11 protein-coding genes are annotated in these 15766 nt (G+C 67.9%); 7 read left to right on the top strand and 4 right to left on the bottom strand.

All coding sequences use genetic code 11. The features are described 5' to 3' along the window. Positions 1-332: 332 nt before the first annotated feature. Both ACUZUJ_RS16665 and pbpC read left to right on the top strand, forming a co-directional pair. Positions 333-5240 carry an alpha-2-macroglobulin family protein gene (locus ACUZUJ_RS16665; protein ID WP_049443018.1) on the top strand — a complete coding sequence of 1636 codons (4908 nt, stop codon included), beginning with the start codon at positions 333-335 and terminating at the stop codon, positions 5238-5240. Between the two features lie 64 nt (positions 5241-5304). After that, positions 5305-7686, top strand: a complete 2382-nt coding sequence (pbpC, locus tag ACUZUJ_RS16660) for a penicillin-binding protein 1C (RefSeq protein ID WP_049443019.1) — start codon at positions 5305-5307, stop codon at positions 7684-7686. A gap of 114 nt (positions 7687-7800) precedes the next feature. On the opposite strand, the gene ACUZUJ_RS16655 is transcribed toward pbpC, so the two are convergent. Both ACUZUJ_RS16655 and ACUZUJ_RS16650 read right to left on the bottom strand, forming a co-directional pair. Continuing rightward, positions 7801-8376 carry a ferritin-like domain-containing protein gene (locus tag ACUZUJ_RS16655; RefSeq protein WP_049443020.1) on the bottom strand — a complete coding sequence of 192 codons (576 nt, stop codon included), beginning with the start codon at positions 8374-8376 and terminating at the stop codon, positions 7801-7803. Positions 8377-8405: 29 nt separating this feature from the next. Further along, positions 8406-8888, bottom strand: a complete 483-nt coding sequence (locus ACUZUJ_RS16650) for a peroxiredoxin (protein ID WP_032127816.1) — start codon at positions 8886-8888, stop codon at positions 8406-8408. A 261-nt stretch (positions 8889-9149) separates the two neighbouring features. Between ACUZUJ_RS16650 and ACUZUJ_RS16645 the strand changes: the two genes are divergently transcribed. Beyond that, complete coding sequence (locus tag ACUZUJ_RS16645) at positions 9150-10043, top strand: DnaJ C-terminal domain-containing protein (RefSeq protein ID WP_049443022.1); 894 nt, start codon at positions 9150-9152, stop codon at positions 10041-10043. A 130-nt stretch (positions 10044-10173) separates the two neighbouring features. Here ACUZUJ_RS16645 and pilH read toward each other — a convergent pair whose 3' ends face one another. Both pilH and ACUZUJ_RS16635 read right to left on the bottom strand, forming a co-directional pair. Then, the gene (pilH, locus tag ACUZUJ_RS16640) at positions 10174-10545 is read right to left on the bottom strand and encodes a twitching motility response regulator PilH (protein WP_005410644.1); all 372 of its coding nucleotides are present in this window, start codon (positions 10543-10545) and stop codon (positions 10174-10176) included. Positions 10546-10633: 88 nt separating this feature from the next. Next, positions 10634-11629, bottom strand: coding sequence for a YhdH/YhfP family quinone oxidoreductase (locus ACUZUJ_RS16635; protein WP_119006622.1), 996 nt, complete (start codon positions 11627-11629; stop codon positions 10634-10636). Positions 11630-11782: 153 nt separating this feature from the next. On the opposite strand from ACUZUJ_RS16635, the gene hflK reads away from it, so the two are divergent. The 4 genes from hflK to ACUZUJ_RS16615 all read left to right on the top strand — a co-directional run bounded on the left by hflK (position 11783) and on the right by ACUZUJ_RS16615 (position 15677). Then, positions 11783-12916 (top strand): FtsH protease activity modulator HflK, encoded by a 1134-nt coding sequence (hflK, locus tag ACUZUJ_RS16630; RefSeq protein WP_032127819.1) that lies wholly within the window; start codon positions 11783-11785, stop codon positions 12914-12916. Continuing rightward, positions 12913-13776 carry a protease modulator HflC gene (hflC, locus tag ACUZUJ_RS16625; RefSeq protein WP_010482785.1) on the top strand — a complete coding sequence of 288 codons (864 nt, stop codon included), beginning with the start codon at positions 12913-12915 and terminating at the stop codon, positions 13774-13776. Before hflK ends, hflC begins: the two co-directional genes overlap by 4 nt. Positions 13777-13843: 67 nt before the next feature. Further along, positions 13844-14029 (top strand): DUF2065 domain-containing protein, encoded by a 186-nt coding sequence (locus ACUZUJ_RS16620; RefSeq protein ID WP_049443025.1) that lies wholly within the window; start codon positions 13844-13846, stop codon positions 14027-14029. A 355-nt stretch (positions 14030-14384) separates the two neighbouring features. Next, entirely contained in the window at positions 14385-15677 is a 1293-nt protein-coding gene (locus ACUZUJ_RS16615) for an adenylosuccinate synthase (protein ID WP_006463282.1), read from the top strand. The last annotated feature ends 89 nt before the right edge of the window (positions 15678-15766 follow it).

Here is a 15766-nt window from a genome sequence, read left to right as displayed (position 1 = left end):
CCGATTGGGAAGTCGCTCAATCGAGGGTTGAACCCGTCACTTTGGGGCGGCTTCAGCCTTCTCTCCCGCCGGGACATTGCGCGCCACGATTGGGGGAGCGCCCGATCCCAAGCCAGACAGGTTGCCGGCATCGGCCTGTGCCTGGCGCGGCGGGGGAGGGGCGCTTGGGTAGGTGCCAACCCTGGTTGCCACGGCTATCGCCAACCAAGGTTGGCGGCTACCGGTCCTTCCGGCCAGCGGCCGGCACTACCCGTCCCGGGTAATTGCCGGATTCGCGTCAACACCTTGACGCGGCCTGCCTATAATGGCCGCCTCGATCAAGGAGTGACGACATGAGCGGTCCGGCACGGCGGAAGCGGTGGGGATGGGCGGCGGCGATACTGGCAGGAGGCCTGTTGCTGGGCCTGGCCGGCTGCCGCAACGACAGCGGGCAGCTGCCCAAGGCCAGTGGTGAAGCCATCACCACCAAGGCCGAGCAGGTGAAGGAGTTCACCCTGCTGCGCGCCTACCCGGACCAGAAGAATGACGGCCTGTCGCTGGCGCTGGAGTTCTCGCGCCCGCTGGTCGGCACCCAGGATTTCGACAAACTGGTGCGCTTCGAGGAGAAGGTCGGCACCGACGACAGCAGCTGGACGCTGTCCGATGACGGCCTGACCCTGCGTTACCCGTTCGTAGAGGCCGGCAAGGAGTTCAGCCTGGTGGTCTCGCCGGACCTGCTGGCCGCCGATGGCAGCCGCCTGGGCAAGGAACTGAAGCAGAAGGTGTTCAGTGGCGAACTGAAGCCGGTGGTGGGTTTCGCGTCGCAGGGCAGCGTGCTGCCGGCCAAGGACAGCCGCGGCCTGCCCGTGGTCTCGGTGAACGTGCCGGAAGTCGACGTCGAATTCCTGCGCGTGCGCGAGAAGGACCTGCCGACCTTCTTCAGCCAGTACCAGCGCGGCGGCCGCCGTGGCAGCTGGGAACTGAGCAGCGACTACGAACGCAGCCCGATCAACAAGCTGGCCGAGCCGGTCTACGTCAACCGCTTCATCCTTGGCGGCAAGAAGAACGAGCGGGTGCTGACCTACCTGCCGACCCAGGACATCAAGGAACTGCAGGAGCCGGGCCTGTACTTCGCCCTGCTCAAGCGCACCGGTGACTACGAAGGCGAGTTCGATACCGCGTTCTTCTCGGTCAGCGACATCGGCCTGCATACCCGCGCCTACAAGGACAAGCTGTTCGTGCACACCGCCGGCCTCAAGGACGGTGCGCCGCTGAAGGGCATCGACCTGCGCGTGCTCGACGCCAAGGGCGAGGTGGTACTGAAGGGCAGCACCGACGGCAATGGCAACGCACTGCTGAACTACACCCTGGACGCCACCCACGTGCTGGTCGCCAGCAGTGGCAAGGACACCAGCTTCCTGCCGTTCAACCAGCCGGCGCTGGACCTGAGCGAATTCGCCGTGGCCGGCCGTGACAATGCCTGGTTCGACGTCTATGCCTGGTCCGGGCGCGACCTGTACCGGCCGGGCGAGACCGTGCGCCTGTCCGCGCTGCTGCGCGACAACGACGGCAAGCCGGTCAAGGCCCAGCCGGTGTTCCTGCGCCTGAAGCAGCCCGATGGCAAGACCTTCCGCGAGACCCGGCTGCAGCCGGGTGACCAGGGCTACATCAATTTCGAGCAGGTCATCCCCGCCGAGGCGCCGACCGGGCGTTGGCAGGTCGAGTTCCGCACCGACCCGGCCAGCAAGGAAGCGATCCAGGGCATGACCCTGCGCATCGAGGAGTTCCTGCCCGAGCGCATGAAGCTGGACCTGGACAGCGCGCAGAAGACGCTGAAGCCGGGTGAGGACCTGCGCCTGCAGGCCAATGGCGCCTATCTGTATGGCGCGCCGGCCGATGGCAACCGCTTCACCGCGCGCATGGCGGTGGCCGCCGAGCAGAAGCCGGTGGACGGTCTGCCGGGCTATTTCTTCGGTGACCCGACCCTGCAGCTGCCGCGCGAGGCCAAGGACGTGATCGATACCACGCTGCCGGGCAATGGCCAGCTGCGTGAGGACGTGGCGTTGCCGGAAGAGGCGGCCAAGGCCAAGGCACCGATCGCCGTGGTGCTGTCCGGCAGCCTGTATGAAACCGGTGGCCGCACGGTCACCCGTACCCTGAAGCGGGTGATGTGGCCGGCCAACGCGCTGGTCGGCGTGCGGCCGCTGTTCAACCCCGACGATGGCGCTGATTCCAACGGCAACGCACGCTTCGAACTGATGCGCGTGGATGCCGCCGGCACACCGCAGCCAGCCAAGGGCCTGAAGATCACCCTGGTGCGCGAACTGCGCGACTACCACTGGACCTTCAACGACAATCGCTGGGATTACGATTTCACCCGCCGTTTCGAGAACAAGGAAACCCGCACCGTCGATGCCGGCAGCAGCGCGGTCGCCTTCGATTTCCCGGTGGAGTGGGGTGAGTACCGGGTGGACGTGTTCGATCCGTCCACCGGCCTGACCAGCCGCTACCCGTTCCGCGCCGGCTGGAGCTGGGGCGATGACAACCGTGGCCTGGACGCGCGCCCGGACAAGGTCAAGCTGGGCTTGGACAAGACCGGCTACAAGGTCGGTGACACCCTGGAGGTGACGGTGACCCCGCCGCACGCCGGCAAGGGCATCCTGATGGTCGAGACCGACCGCATGCTGTACGTGCAGGACATCGAGGCCAAGCCGGGTTCGACCTTCAAGATTCCGGTCACCGCCGACTGGGAGCGCCACGACGTCTACATCACCGCGCTGGTGTTCCGTGGCGGCAGTGCACCGAGCAGGATCACCCCGGCCCGCGCCGTGGGCGTGGTGCATGTGCCGATGGACCGCAAGGGCCGCACCGTGGCCGTCGGCCTGGTCGCGCCCAAGCAGATGCGGCCGGAACAGGACCTGCCGGTGACGGTCAGTGCGCCGCAGCTGGCCGGCAAGACCGCGCACGTGACCGTCTCGGCGGTGGACGTGGGCATCCTCAACATCACCCGTTTCCCGGTGCCCGACGCCGGTGCGCACTTCTTCGCCCAGCGTCGCCTCGGCATCGATGCCTATGACATCTACAGCCGGGTGATCGAGAGCTTCGATGGTGGCAGCGGCAAGCTGAAGTTCGGTGGTGACATGGCGCTGCAGGCATTGCCGCAGGCCAAGCGCCCGACGGCACGCGTGCAGACCGTGGACCTGTTCTCCGGCCCGGTGCAGCTCGATGCCAAGGGCAATGCCCGCATCCGCCTGAAGGTGCCGGACTTCAACGGCACCCTGCGCGTGTCGGCGCTGGTCTACAGCGATGACCAGTATGGCAAGCGCGATGTGGAAACCGTGGTGCGCGCGCCGATCCTGGCCGAAGCCAGCATGCCACGCGTGCTGGCCCCGGGCGACCGCAGCACCGTGACCCTGGACGTGCAGAACTTCACCGGCAAGCCGGGCCAGTTCAACGTGAAGGTGGAGAGCGAAGGCCCGTTGAACCTGGGCGAGGGCAGCCGCAGCGTGCAGTTGAATGCCGATGCCAAGACCACGCTGAGCTTCCCCTTGTCGGCACGCGAAGGCCACAGCGTGGCCAAGGTGCGGGTGCGGGTGGACGGCAACGGCTTCAAGGCCGATCGCCGCTACGACCTGCCAGTGCGTGCGGCGTGGCCGCAGGTGCTGCGTTCGCAGGTGCGCACGCTTGATCCGCTGGCTGCGGTCAGTCTCGACAACAGCCTGACCGATGGCCTGATGTCCGAGTCGGTGAATGCCCGCCTGCTGGTCAGCCCGCTGCCGCCGATCCCGTTCGCCAGTGCGCTGCAGGGCGCGCTGAACTACCCGTACGGCTGTGCCGAGCAGACCACCAGCAAGGGCTACGCCGCGCTGATCCTGGACCAGGCGACGTCGTCGATGCTCGGTGCCGACGGCCTGGATGCCAAGACCCGTCGCGAGCGCATGGAAGGCGCGTTCGGTCGCCTGGCGTCGATGCAGGTGGCCAACGGCAACTTCTCGATGTGGGGTGACGACGGCTACGTGAACCCGTGGCTGACCCCGTACATCACCGAGTTCCTGCTCGATGCCAAGGACGCCGGTTTCGCGGTGCCGGACAACGTGCTGCAGAAGGCACTGAACCGGCTCAGCGAGGACCTGCTGTCCGGTGGCAACCAGTTCTACGGCCAGGACGACCGCGAGAAGCTGAAGTTCGCCAACCAGGCGTATTCGGGCTACGTGCTGGCCCGGGTCAACCGTGCGCCGCTGGGTACCCTGCGCACGCTGTACGACAACGAGCGCAGCAAGGCGGTCGGTGGCCTGTCGCTGGTCCATCTGGGCGTGGCGCTCTCGCTGCAGGGCGATGCCAAGCGTGGCCAGGCCGCGCTGGCCGCGGCCTTCGCCAAGTCCAGCAGCGAACGCCCGTCCTATTTCGGCGACTACGGCAGCGCCATCCGTGATGACGCGCTGATGATCGCGCTGACCCACGAAAACAAGCTGGCCAAGCCGGCCTGGGATGCGCGTGCGGTGGATCTCGGCCGTGGCCTGGATGCGCGCCGCAATGCCGGCTGGATGTGGCTGAGCACGCAGGAACAGGTGGCGATTGCCCGCCTCGGCAAGGCGCTCGCCGCCAACCAGAAGGCGCTGGTGGCCGGTGAGCTGGTGATTGGAGGCAACACCGAAGCCATCGGCGAGCGCAAGCTGTTCGGCCGCACCTTCAGCGCCAGCGAACTGGCCAGCGGCGTACGCTTCACCCCGCAGGGCCAGCCGCCGATGTTCGCCAGCATCGACGTGGCCGGTATTCCGCGCAGCGCACCGGCACCGGACAACAGCGTGCTGGGCGTTGAGCGCAGCTACTACGGCACCGATGGCAAGCCGTGGTCGCCGCGCCCGCTGAAGGAAGGCGAAGCGCTGATCGTGCGCGTCACCGTCACCGGCGACACTACGATGCCGGACGCACTGCTGACCGACCTGCTGCCGGCCGGCCTGGAGATCGAGAACTTCAACCTGGGCGACGCCAAGCAGTGGGCCGACGTGGTGGTCGATGGCATCACCATCAGCGACCGCGGCGAAGCTGCCGATACCAAGCATGAGGAGTTCCGCGACGATCGCTATGTGGCCGCGCTGAAGCTCTCGCGTGGCAGCAAGGCCAACGTGTTCTACCTGGTGCGTGCGGTGACGCCGGGAACCTACTCGGTGCCGCCGCCGCTGGTGGAGGACATGTACCGGCCGCAGCTGCGTGGCGTCGGCCGCAGCAACCCGACCACGATCACGGTGGTGCAGCCGTGACCGCGCGGACGGGCCGCGACGGCGCGGCCCGTCCCGCTGGCAAGCTCCAATCCGGCACGCTGCAATGAAGAACACGATGACGACCCGGCTGGCGGCCCTGCGCCGCTGGCTGCGGCCGCTGTGGCCGTGGCTGCGCTGGGGCACGGCCGCCACGCTGGCGCTGCTGCTGGTGCTGGATGTCGTCTTCCCGCCGCCGCTGCCGAAGCAGCGCGATACCAGCACCCTGGTGGTGGCTGCCGACGGCACGCCATTGCGCGCGTTTGCCGATGCCGAGGGCGTGTGGCGCTATCCGGCATCGATCGACAGCGTCTCGCCGCTGTATCTGCAGGCGCTGCTGACCTACGAGGACCGCTGGTTCTGGCGCCATCCGGGCATCAACCCGCTGGCGATCCTGCGTGCCAGCGGCCAGCTGCTGCGCGGTGGCCGCATTGTTTCCGGTGGCTCGACCCTGACCATGCAGGTCGCCCGCATCCTCGACCCGCACACGCGCACGCCGTGGGGCAAGCTCAAGCAGATGCTGCGCGCGGTGCAGCTGGAAGTGCACCTGAGCAAGCGGCAGATCCTGGCCCTGTACCTGGAGCGCGCGCCTTACGGGGGAACCATCGAGGGCGTGGAAGCGGCCAGCTGGGCCTATCTGGGCAAGCCGGCGGCGCAGCTGTCGCATGCCGAAGCCGCGTTGCTGGCGGTGCTGCCACAGGCGCCGAGCCGGCTGCGCCCGGACCGCCATCCGGAAGCCGCGCAGAAGGCACGCGACAAGGTGCTGTCACGCATGGCCGAACTGGGCGCGTGGACACCGGAAGAGGTGGAGGACGCGCGCATCGAGAACGTGGTGGCGCGCTCGTTGCGGCCTCCACTGCATGCCGCACTGCTGGCGCAACGACTTCACTCGGCGTACCCCGGCCAGGCACGCATCCAGAGCAGCATCGACATCGGCCTGCAACGCACGCTGGAAGAACGCGTGGCCAGCTATTTCTCGACGCTGCCCGAGCGCACCTCGGCCGCCTTGCTGGTGGTCGACAACCAGACCCTGCAGGCGCGTGCCTATGTCGGCACCTTGGCGTTCGGTGACCGCCAGCGGCTGGGCCACGTGGACATGGTGCAGGCCTGGCGTTCGCCGGGCTCCACGCTCAAGCCGTTCCTGTATGCAATGGCGCTGGATGATGGCCTGATCCATTCGGAAAGCCTGCTGGTCGATGCGCCGCAGAGTTTCGGCAGCTACCGCCCCGGCAACTTCGACATGGCCTTCAATGGGCCGATTGGTGCTTCCAGCGCATTGCGGCTGTCGCTCAATGTGCCCTCGGTGGACCTGCTGCAGCGGGTCGGGGCCGCGCGCTTCGCCGCGCGCCTGTCGCACGCCGGCATCCAGCTGCGCTTCCCACCGGGCAGCACGCCCAACCTGTCGCTGATCCTGGGTGGCACCGGTGCGCGGCTGGAAGATCTGGTCGGTGCGTTCGCCGCGCTCAACCGCAACGGCATCGCCGGCCGCGTGCGCTACACCGATGACGAGCCGATGATCGAGCGGCGCCTGGCCTCGCCGGGCGCCAGCTGGATCGTGCGCGAGATGCTGGAATCGAACCCGCGTCCGGGCTACAGCGTCGGCACCTTCGATGTCGGTGGCCGCCCGCGCGTGGCGTGGAAGACCGGCACCAGCTATGGCTATCGCGATGCGTGGGCGATCGGCAGTACCCGCCACTACACCGTGGGCGTGTGGGTGGGTCGGCCGGACGGCACGCCGTTGCCGGGCCAGTATGGCGCGGTCACCGCACTGCCGCTGATGTTCGAGGTGGTGGACAGCCTGCCGCGCCAGCGCGGCGATTCGGCGGCCGCACCGATGCCGGCCAGTGTCAGCCAGGAAGACATCTGCTGGCCCACCGGCGAACGCGCCGAGGGCCTGCCGGCGGCGCTGTGCCAACGTCGGATGTCGGCCTATCTGCTGGACGGTGCGGCGCCGCCGACCTTCCCCGAGCGCGAGGCGCGGCGCTGGCAGCCGGGGCGGCAGCGTTACCTGGCCGACGCGCGGACCGGACTGCGTGTATCCGCGGATTGCCGTTTGCCGCATGAGGAAGTCGCGCGGGAGATCGCGCGCTGGCCGGCGTTGTTGTCCCCATGGCTACCCAAGGCCACGCGCGAGGCCTCGCAGCTGCCGGCGCTGTCGCCGGACTGCCGCGACGACGGGCGGGAGGCCAGCGTCGCGCTGCACGTGGACGGACTCAATGATGGCGCCACGCTGGCGCGCGCGCCGAATTCGGAACATGGCGTACGCCTGCAGCTGCGCGCGCTGGGCAGCGAGCAGGCAGTGGACTGGTTGCTGGATGGACGCTGGATCGCGCAGACCCACGGCGCGCAGCTGATGCAGCGCGAATTCGCCGAACCGGGCGCACACACCCTGACCGCGCTGGCGGCCGACGGCGCGTGGACGCAGGTGCGGTTCAACGTCCTCCGCTAGATGCCAACCTTGGTCGGCGCGCGGCCCAACGCCAACGACACCGCCGTGCTCTGGTAGGTGCCAACCTTGGTTGGCACGCGGCAAAGGCGCCCACCAAGGTGGGCATCTACCAGCTCATTCCCCGATCCACCCATCCAGCAGGTCGGCAAACTCGTCGGCGTGTTCCTCTTCCTGCGCCAGGATCTCTTCGAGGATGCGCTTGGTGGTGGTGTCGCGGTCGCCGATGAAGTTGATCATCTCGCGGTAGCTGTCGATGGCAATCCGTTCGGCCACCAGGTTCTCGCGGACCATGTCGCGCAGGTCGCTGCCTTCCTTGTATTCGGCATGCGAGCGTGCGGTCAGCGTATCCGGGTTGAGGTCGGGCTCGCCGCCAAGCTGGACGATGCGCTCGGCCAGCTTGCCGGCGTGCGCCTGTTCCTGCTGTGCATGCTCGAGGAACTCGGCCTTGACCGCGTCGGCCAGCATGCCCTTGGCCATGAAGTAATGCCGGTAGTAGCGCAGCACGCATACGTACTCGGTGGCCAGTGCATCGTTGAGCAGCTTGATCACCACCTTGCGGTCGGCGCTGTAGCTGTCGGTGATCGCACCGTCTTCGATGTTGCGCCGGGCGCGTTCGCGCAGGGTCTTGCGGTCGCTGATGCCGGGAACCCTGGCGGCGGGCTTTGCGGCTTTGGCTGGCTTGCTGGACATGGCTGGCCGTTTCCTCTTGCGGTGGGGAATCAGGTAGGCAGGTGCTCCAGCACGTACTCGGCGGAAGACACCTCGAACTGGCCCGGCTGCTCGATCCAGGCCGCACGCACCACGCCATCCACCACGTACAGGGCGAACCGGCGTGAGCGGATGCCCATGCCCGAGGCGCTGGCGTCGAGCTCCAGGCCGAGCGCGCGGGTCAGTTCGGCATTGCCGTCGGACAGCATCAGCAGGCCGTCGGGCACGCTCTGGTCGGCAGCCCAGGCCTTCATCACGAACGGGTCGTTGACGGCCATGCAGTAGACATCGATGCCGCGCTGGCGGAACGCCTGGAACTTCTCGACGTAGCCGGGCAGGTGGCGCGCCGAGCAGGTCGGGGTGAACGCGCCGGGCACGGCGAACAGAACCACTTTGCGCGCGTCGAACAGCGAATGCGTATCGAGCGTTTCGATGCCCTCGCGGATGCGCTTGAGGGTCACTTCCGGAATGCGGTCGCCGACATGGATGGTCATGGGGAACTCCTTGCTGGGGCAGGCTAGTGGGCCGGATGGGACAGGGGCGTCAAGACATTGGAAAACCCGTGTGCAGGCCCCATCTTCAGGCTTTGCGGCGGGGGCTTCCAGCCACAGCCTGGGGTATCGGGATGGCAGCCGCATTGCGCAGGATCAGTCGGCCTCACCGGGGCCGCACGAGGGGCGGCGTAGCATCGCCGGCGCGTAGAATGAACCCGGGGCGGCGCCACCGGCGCGGCCGAAGCAGATCGAGGTAGCTGGATGGAATTCAAGGATTACTACGCCACCCTGGGGGTGGAACCGAGCGCGGGCGAGGCGGAGATCAAGACCGCCTACCGCCGGCTGGCACGCAAGTACCACCCGGACGTCAGCAAGGAGGCCGGGGCGGAAGACAAGTTCAAGGCGGTCAACGAGGCCTACGAGGCGCTGCGCGATCCGGAAAAGCGCGCGGCCTACGACCAGCTGCGCGCGCAGGGCTATCGCCCGGGCGAGGAGTTCAACGTGCCGCCGAACTACGGCGGCGCCGGTGGTTTCAATTTCGAGGAAGTGTTCGGCGGTGGTGGCCCCAACGGCGGCTTCAGCGACTTCTTCGAAAGCCTGTTCGCGCGCCAGCGTGGCGGTGGCGGTGGCGGTCCGGGCCCGGGCTTCAGCAGCCAGGGCCACGCGCCCAACCGCGACACCCGCGCCAAGCTGTCGGTACCGCTGGAAGCGGCCTACAGCGGCGACAGCCTGCGCATCACCGTCAACGGCAAGCAGCTGGACGTGCGCGTGCCCAAAGGCATCCGTCCGGGCCAGGTGATCCGCCTGGCCGGGCAGGGCAACCATGGCGGCAACCTGCTGCTGGAAGTCGAGTACGCCGCCCACCCGCAGTTCGAGGTCGATGGCCGCAACATCCTCTATACGTTGCCGGTCACGCCGTGGCAGGCCGCGCTGGGCACCAGCCTGAGCGTCCCGACGCTGGGCGGCACGGTGGAGCTGAAGATTCCCGCCGATTCCGATGCAGGTCGCAAGCTGCGCCTGCGTGGCCGTGGCCTGCCGGGCAGCCCGGACGGCGACCAGATCGTCGAAATCGAGATCGTGGCTCCGGCTGCGACCGACGAGGCGCAGAAGAAGGCGTACCGGAACCTGGCCAAGGCGTTCGGCGAGTCAATCTGAGGCCGATTCTGGTGGGTGCGGACCTTGGTCCGCACGCCTTCCGGTAGTGCCGGCCGCTGGCCGGCAATTTCATGACCCGGGACGGTGATACGTGGTTGCCGGCCAGCGGCCGGCACTACCAGGCGCCGTCTCAGCCCTGCCCGGCGAACACGCGCTCCAGCACCTCGGACAGCTCGTCTTCCGAGAACGGCTTGGTGATGTAGGCCTTGGCGCCCTGGCGCATGCCCCACATGCGGTCGGTGTCCTGGTCCTTGGTGGTCACCAGGATCACCGGGATATGCCGGGTCGCCTCGTCGCGGGCGAGGGTACGGGTGGCCTGGAAGCCGTTGAGGTTGGGCATCACCACGTCCATCAGGACCAGGTCGGGCAGCTCGGCCTTGGCGGTTTCGACCCCGGCGGCGCCATCGGTGGCGGTCAGGATCTGGTGCCCGAGCTTCTCGACGATGCGCTGTATCCCCAACAGCTGCGACGGTGAGTCGTCGACGATCAGAATGCGTGCCATGTTGTTCCCCATGTAATGCCCGCAGTGTAGTGCGGGCTCATTACCGGCGGGAGGGGGGCATCTGCCGTCCGTCGCCTGCCTGCGACGTTCAGTCGATCCGCACTACCGTGCGGCCCAGCGAGCCACCGCCCAGCATCCGCTCGAACACTGCCGGCAGGCCATCAAGGCCGACCTCGGCGGTGCAGATGCGGTCCAGGTGCTGCGGCTTCCACTCAGTGCCCAGGCGCGACCACACCTCTTCGCGCAGCGGGCGCGGTGCATTGGCCGAAGACACTCCGAGCAGCGACACACCGCGCAGGATGAAGGGCATCACCGTCATGTCCAGCGTCGGGCTGGCCGCCAGGCCGGCGCTGACCACGCTGCCGTAGGGCACGGTCTGCGCCAGCAGGCTGGCGAGCATGGCGCCGCCGGCATTGTCGAGGCCCCCGCCGAAGCGCGCCGACTGCAGCGGGCCGGTGTCGCTCAGTGCCTTGCGCGGCAGCACCTCGGTGGCGCCGATGGCGCGCAGGAAGTCGGTCTGCTCCGGCTTGCCACTGACCGCGTGCACGGTGTAGCCGGCACGGCTGAAGATCGACAGCGCCAGCGCACCGACGCCACCACTGGCGCCGGTGACCGCCAGCGGGCCGAGATCCGGGGTCTGCCGGTTGTCCTGCATGCGCAGCAGGGCCAGCGCCGCCGTGAAGCCGGCGGTGCCCAGCACCATCGCCTCGCGCGGGCTCAGCCCGGTCGGCTGGGCAATCACCGCACGCGACTCCAGCCGCACATACTGGCTGTAACCGCCGTCACGGGTCTCGCTGAGGCCGCAGCCGGTGGCCAGCACGGCATCGCCTTCACGCCAGTCCGGGTCGGTGCTGGCGACCACGATGCCGGCCACGTCGATGCCGCCCACCAGCGGGAAGCGGCGCAGGATCTTCCCCTTGCCGGTGCCGGCCAGGGCGTCCTTGTAGTTGACCGAGGACCAGTGGGCGCGGATCAGCACCTGTCCCGGGTTGAGGTCGTCCACCCTGAGCTGGGCCAGGCCGCTGCGGTAGCCGGCGTCGTCGTTTTCGATGCGGAAGGCGGTGAACGGGGTGGTGGGGGCCATCGGCGTTGCCTGACTTCGAGGAAAACGCCACCTTACCCCGTCGCCCCCCTTTCGATCCTGCCGATCCGCCCCATCTTGTATGATCGGTAATGGTTTCACGGCTGGCGCCGCGGGAAGGGCCCGCGCCGCAGCCCACATCTTGATGGAGCGTGCATGGCCTGGAATACACCCGGCGGCAACAAGGGCGGACAAGGCCCCGAGGACAATCGACGCGGGCCGTTCGGGTCGCGCGGCGGTGGCAATGGTGGTGGCTGGGGCGGACTGCCCGGGCCGCTGAAGGACCTGTTCGACGGCGGCATCATGCGTTGGGTGGTGGCAGCCGTGGTGCTGCTGGTGCTGTTCTCCAGCTTCCAGCTGATCGGCGAACAGCAGCGTGGCGTGGTGCTGCGCTTCGGCCAGTTCTCGCGCATCCTGCAGCCCGGCCCGAACTTCAAGCTGCCGTGGCCGATCGAATCGGTCACCAAGGTCAACGCCACCGAGATCAAGACCTTCTCGATCCAGGTGCCGGTGCTGACCCGCGACGAGAACATCGTCAACGTCTCGCTGAACGTCCAGTACCGCATCGACGACCCGCAGCAGTACCTGTTCGGCACGGTCGATGCCAACCAGGTGCTGGAGCAGTCGGCGCAGAGCGCGGTGCGCGAGGAAGTCGGCCGTGCCGACCTCAACGCCGTGCTGAACAACCGTGGCCCGCTGGCCGTGGCTGCCGAGGAGCGCTTGCAGGCGCTGCTGAAGGCGTTCAAGACCGGCCTGACCGTGACCGGCCTGACCCTGCAGGACGCCCGTCCGCCGGAAGAAGTGAAGCCGGCCTTCGACGAGGTCAACGGTGCCCAGCAGGTCAAGGAACGCCTGATCAACGAAGCCCAGGCCTACGCCGCCAAGGTCGTGCCGGAAGCCCGAGGCCAGGCCTCGCGCGCCCGTACCACCGCCGAAGGCTACAAGCAGGCCGTGGTCTCCAAGGCCGAGGGTGACGCGCAGCGCTTCAGCCTGTTGCAGGCCCAGTACAAGGACGCCCCGGAAGTGACCCGCAAGCGCCTGTGGCTGGAGACCGTGCAGCAGGTGCTGAGCGAGAACCGCAAGGTGATCGGTGGCGATGGCCGCCAGCTGATCTACGTGCCGATGACCGGCGACACCCGTCCCACCACCTCGGCCCCGGCCGCAGTGGCGAACCCGGATGTGGTGATGCCGTCGCTGCCGGGTGCAGCGGTGGAAGCTTCCCGTGATCCGGGCCGGCCGGTGGGCCGCCCGACCGGGCGACCGAGCGGCCGTGAGGAGGGCAGCCGATGAAGAGTCCTATCTGGATCGCCGTGATCGTGGCGGTGGTGCTGGGCCTGCTCGGCTCGGTGTACGTGGTCCGTGAGGACCAGACCGCCATGGTGCTGAACCTGGGCAAGGTGGTGCGTTCGGACATCAAGCCGGGCCTGCACTTCAAGGTGCCGGTGGTGGAAACGGTGAAGGTCTTCGACCGCCGCTTCCAGGTGCTCGACACCGCGCCGGCGCGTTACTTCACCGCCGAGCAGAAGGACGTCAGCGTCGACTTCTTCGCCATCGGCTACATCTCCAACGTGGGTGACTACTTCCGTGCCACCGGCGGCGATCCGCGCATCGCCAATGCCCGCCTGGCACCGATCATCACCGACTCGCTGCGCAACCAGATCAACTCGCGCACCCTGCAGCAGCTGGTGTCCGGCGACCGCAGCGAGCTGATCGCCGAGCAGCTGAAGGGGATCAACGAAGCCGTGGCCGGGCTGGGCATGCAGATGATCGACCTGCGCATCAAGCAGGTGGACCTGCCGACCGACAGCCAGGTGATCAACGACGTGTACGAGCGCATGCGCGCCCAGCGCAAGCAGGAAGCAGCGAAGCTGCGCGCGGAGGGCGAGGAGCAGTCGCTGACCATCCGCGCCCAGGCCGACCGTGACAGCACCGTGCTGATCGCCGAAGCCGAGCGTGATGCACAGCGCCTGCGTGGTGAAGGCGATGCCGATGCGGCCCGCATCTACGGCAAGGCCGGCTCGGCCGACCCGTCGTTCTATGCGTTCTACCGCAGCCTGGAGGCCTACCGTGGCTCCATGACCGACGGCAACGGCGTGATCGTGCTCGACAAGAACGACCCGTTCCTGCAGTACCTGAAGAACGACCGCTGAGGTCGCAGGGCAGTACCCCACGGGGCCCGGCCAGATGCCGGGCCCCGTGCTTTTTCCGGAGTCCCCCATGAAAGATCTGTTCGCTGCCGTCTGCCTGGTGGCGGTGCTGGAAGGCCTGTTCCTGTTCGCCGCCCCGTTCGCCTGGAAGCGCATGGCCGAACGCCTGCTGGACCTGCCCAGCCCGGCCCTGCGCAGCTTCGGCGGACTGGTGCTGTTGGCCGGCCTTAGCCTGCTGTGGTGGGTGCGGCATTGAAAGGGTAGTGCCGGCCAGCGGCCGGCACTACCGGGAGGCGCCTGACCGGCCGGCACATGCGTGGTCCGGCTCTGGTAGATGCGAACCTTGGTTGGCATTGCCGGCCAACGGCCGGCACGACCGGGCGGGGCGCCTGACCGGCCGGTGAAGCCGTCCGTCGGAAAGGTGGCAGCGGACCCCGGAAACCCGGATAATGCACAAAAGCCGGACGGGCCTCCCCGTTCGGCTTTTTCCGTGTCTGGGCCTTCCATCGCCGGCCGCTCCCCGTTTGGAGCCGCCCTCCAGGTGCTGGCCAGCCCCGCCACGGTTTACCCGTCCGCGGCCCCGATGGCCGCAACAAATCGAGGAGCCCGTCATGGGTCAGTCTGTCGTAGTGTTGGGTGCCCAGTGGGGCGATGAAGGCAAGGGCAAGATCGTCGATCTGCTCACTGAGGAAATCGGCGCCGTCGTGCGCTTCCAGGGCGGCCACAATGCCGGCCACACCCTGGTCATCAACGGTAAGAAGACCGTCCTGCACCTGATCCCGTCGGGCATCCTGCGTGACGATGCGCTGTGCCTGATCGGCAACGGCGTGGTGATCTCGCCGGCCGCGCTGCAGAAGGAAATCGCCGAGCTGGAAGCCTCCGGCGTGGAAGTGCGTTCGCGCCTGAAGATCTCCCCGGCCGCGCCGCTGATCATGCCGTACCACATCGCCCTGGACCAGGCGCGCGAGCGCGCAGCCGGTGGCAAGGCGATCGGCACCACCGGCCGTGGCATCGGCCCGGCCTACGAAGACAAGGTGGCGCGTCGCGGCATCCGCATCGCCGACCTGCATTACCCGAAGCAGCTGGAAGAACTGCTGCGCACCGCGCTGGATTACCACAACTTCGTGCTGACCAAGTATCTGAACACCGATGCGGTCGATTTCCAGAAGACCTTCGACGAAGCGCTGGCCTTCGGCGAATACGTGCAGCCGATGAAGTCCGACGTGGCCGGCATCCTGCACGACCTGCGCAAGCAGGGTAAGCGCGTGCTGTTCGAAGGTGCGCAGGGTGCGCTGCTGGACATCGACCACGGCACCTACCCGTACGTCACCAGCTCCAACACCACCGTCGGTGGTGCGCTGGCCGGTTCCGGCGTCGGTGCCGATTCGATCGACTACGTGCTGGGTATCGCCAAGGCCTACGCCACCCGCGTCGGCGGCGGCCCGTTCCCGACCGAGCTGGACGACGAAGTCGGCCAGGGCATCCGTGACCGCGGCGCCGAGTACGGTGCCTCGACCGGTCGTCCGCGTCGTTGCGGCTGGATGGACATCGTTGCGCTGAAGCGCGCCGTGGCCATCAACGGCATCAGCGGCCTGTGCATCACCAAGCTGGACGTGCTGGATGGCATGGAAAAGCTGAAGGTCTGCATCGCCTACGAATACAACGGCAAGCGCACCGAGTACGCGCCGCTGGACGCGCAGGGCTGGGAAGACTGCACCCCGGTGTACCTGGAGTTCCCGGGCTGGAGCGAGAACACCCACGGCATCACCAACTGGGACGAGCTGCCGCCGGCCGCGCGTGCCTACCTGCGTTCGCTGGAAGAGCTGGCCGGCTGCCCGATCAGCATCGTCTCCACCGGCCCGGACCGCGACCACACCATGGTCCTGCAGGATCCGTTCGCCTGAGGTAGCGCCGGGCGCTGCCCGGCGTAGGTGACAGGAAAAGCCCCGCGCAAGCGGGGCTTTTTCGTTACTGTGTCGCCAGGGCCAGCGGG

This window comes from Stenotrophomonas sp. S4, assembly GCF_054187805.2.
The sequence above is the reverse complement of the archived record's forward strand: the minus strand, read 5'-3'. Positions and strand labels throughout refer to the sequence as shown.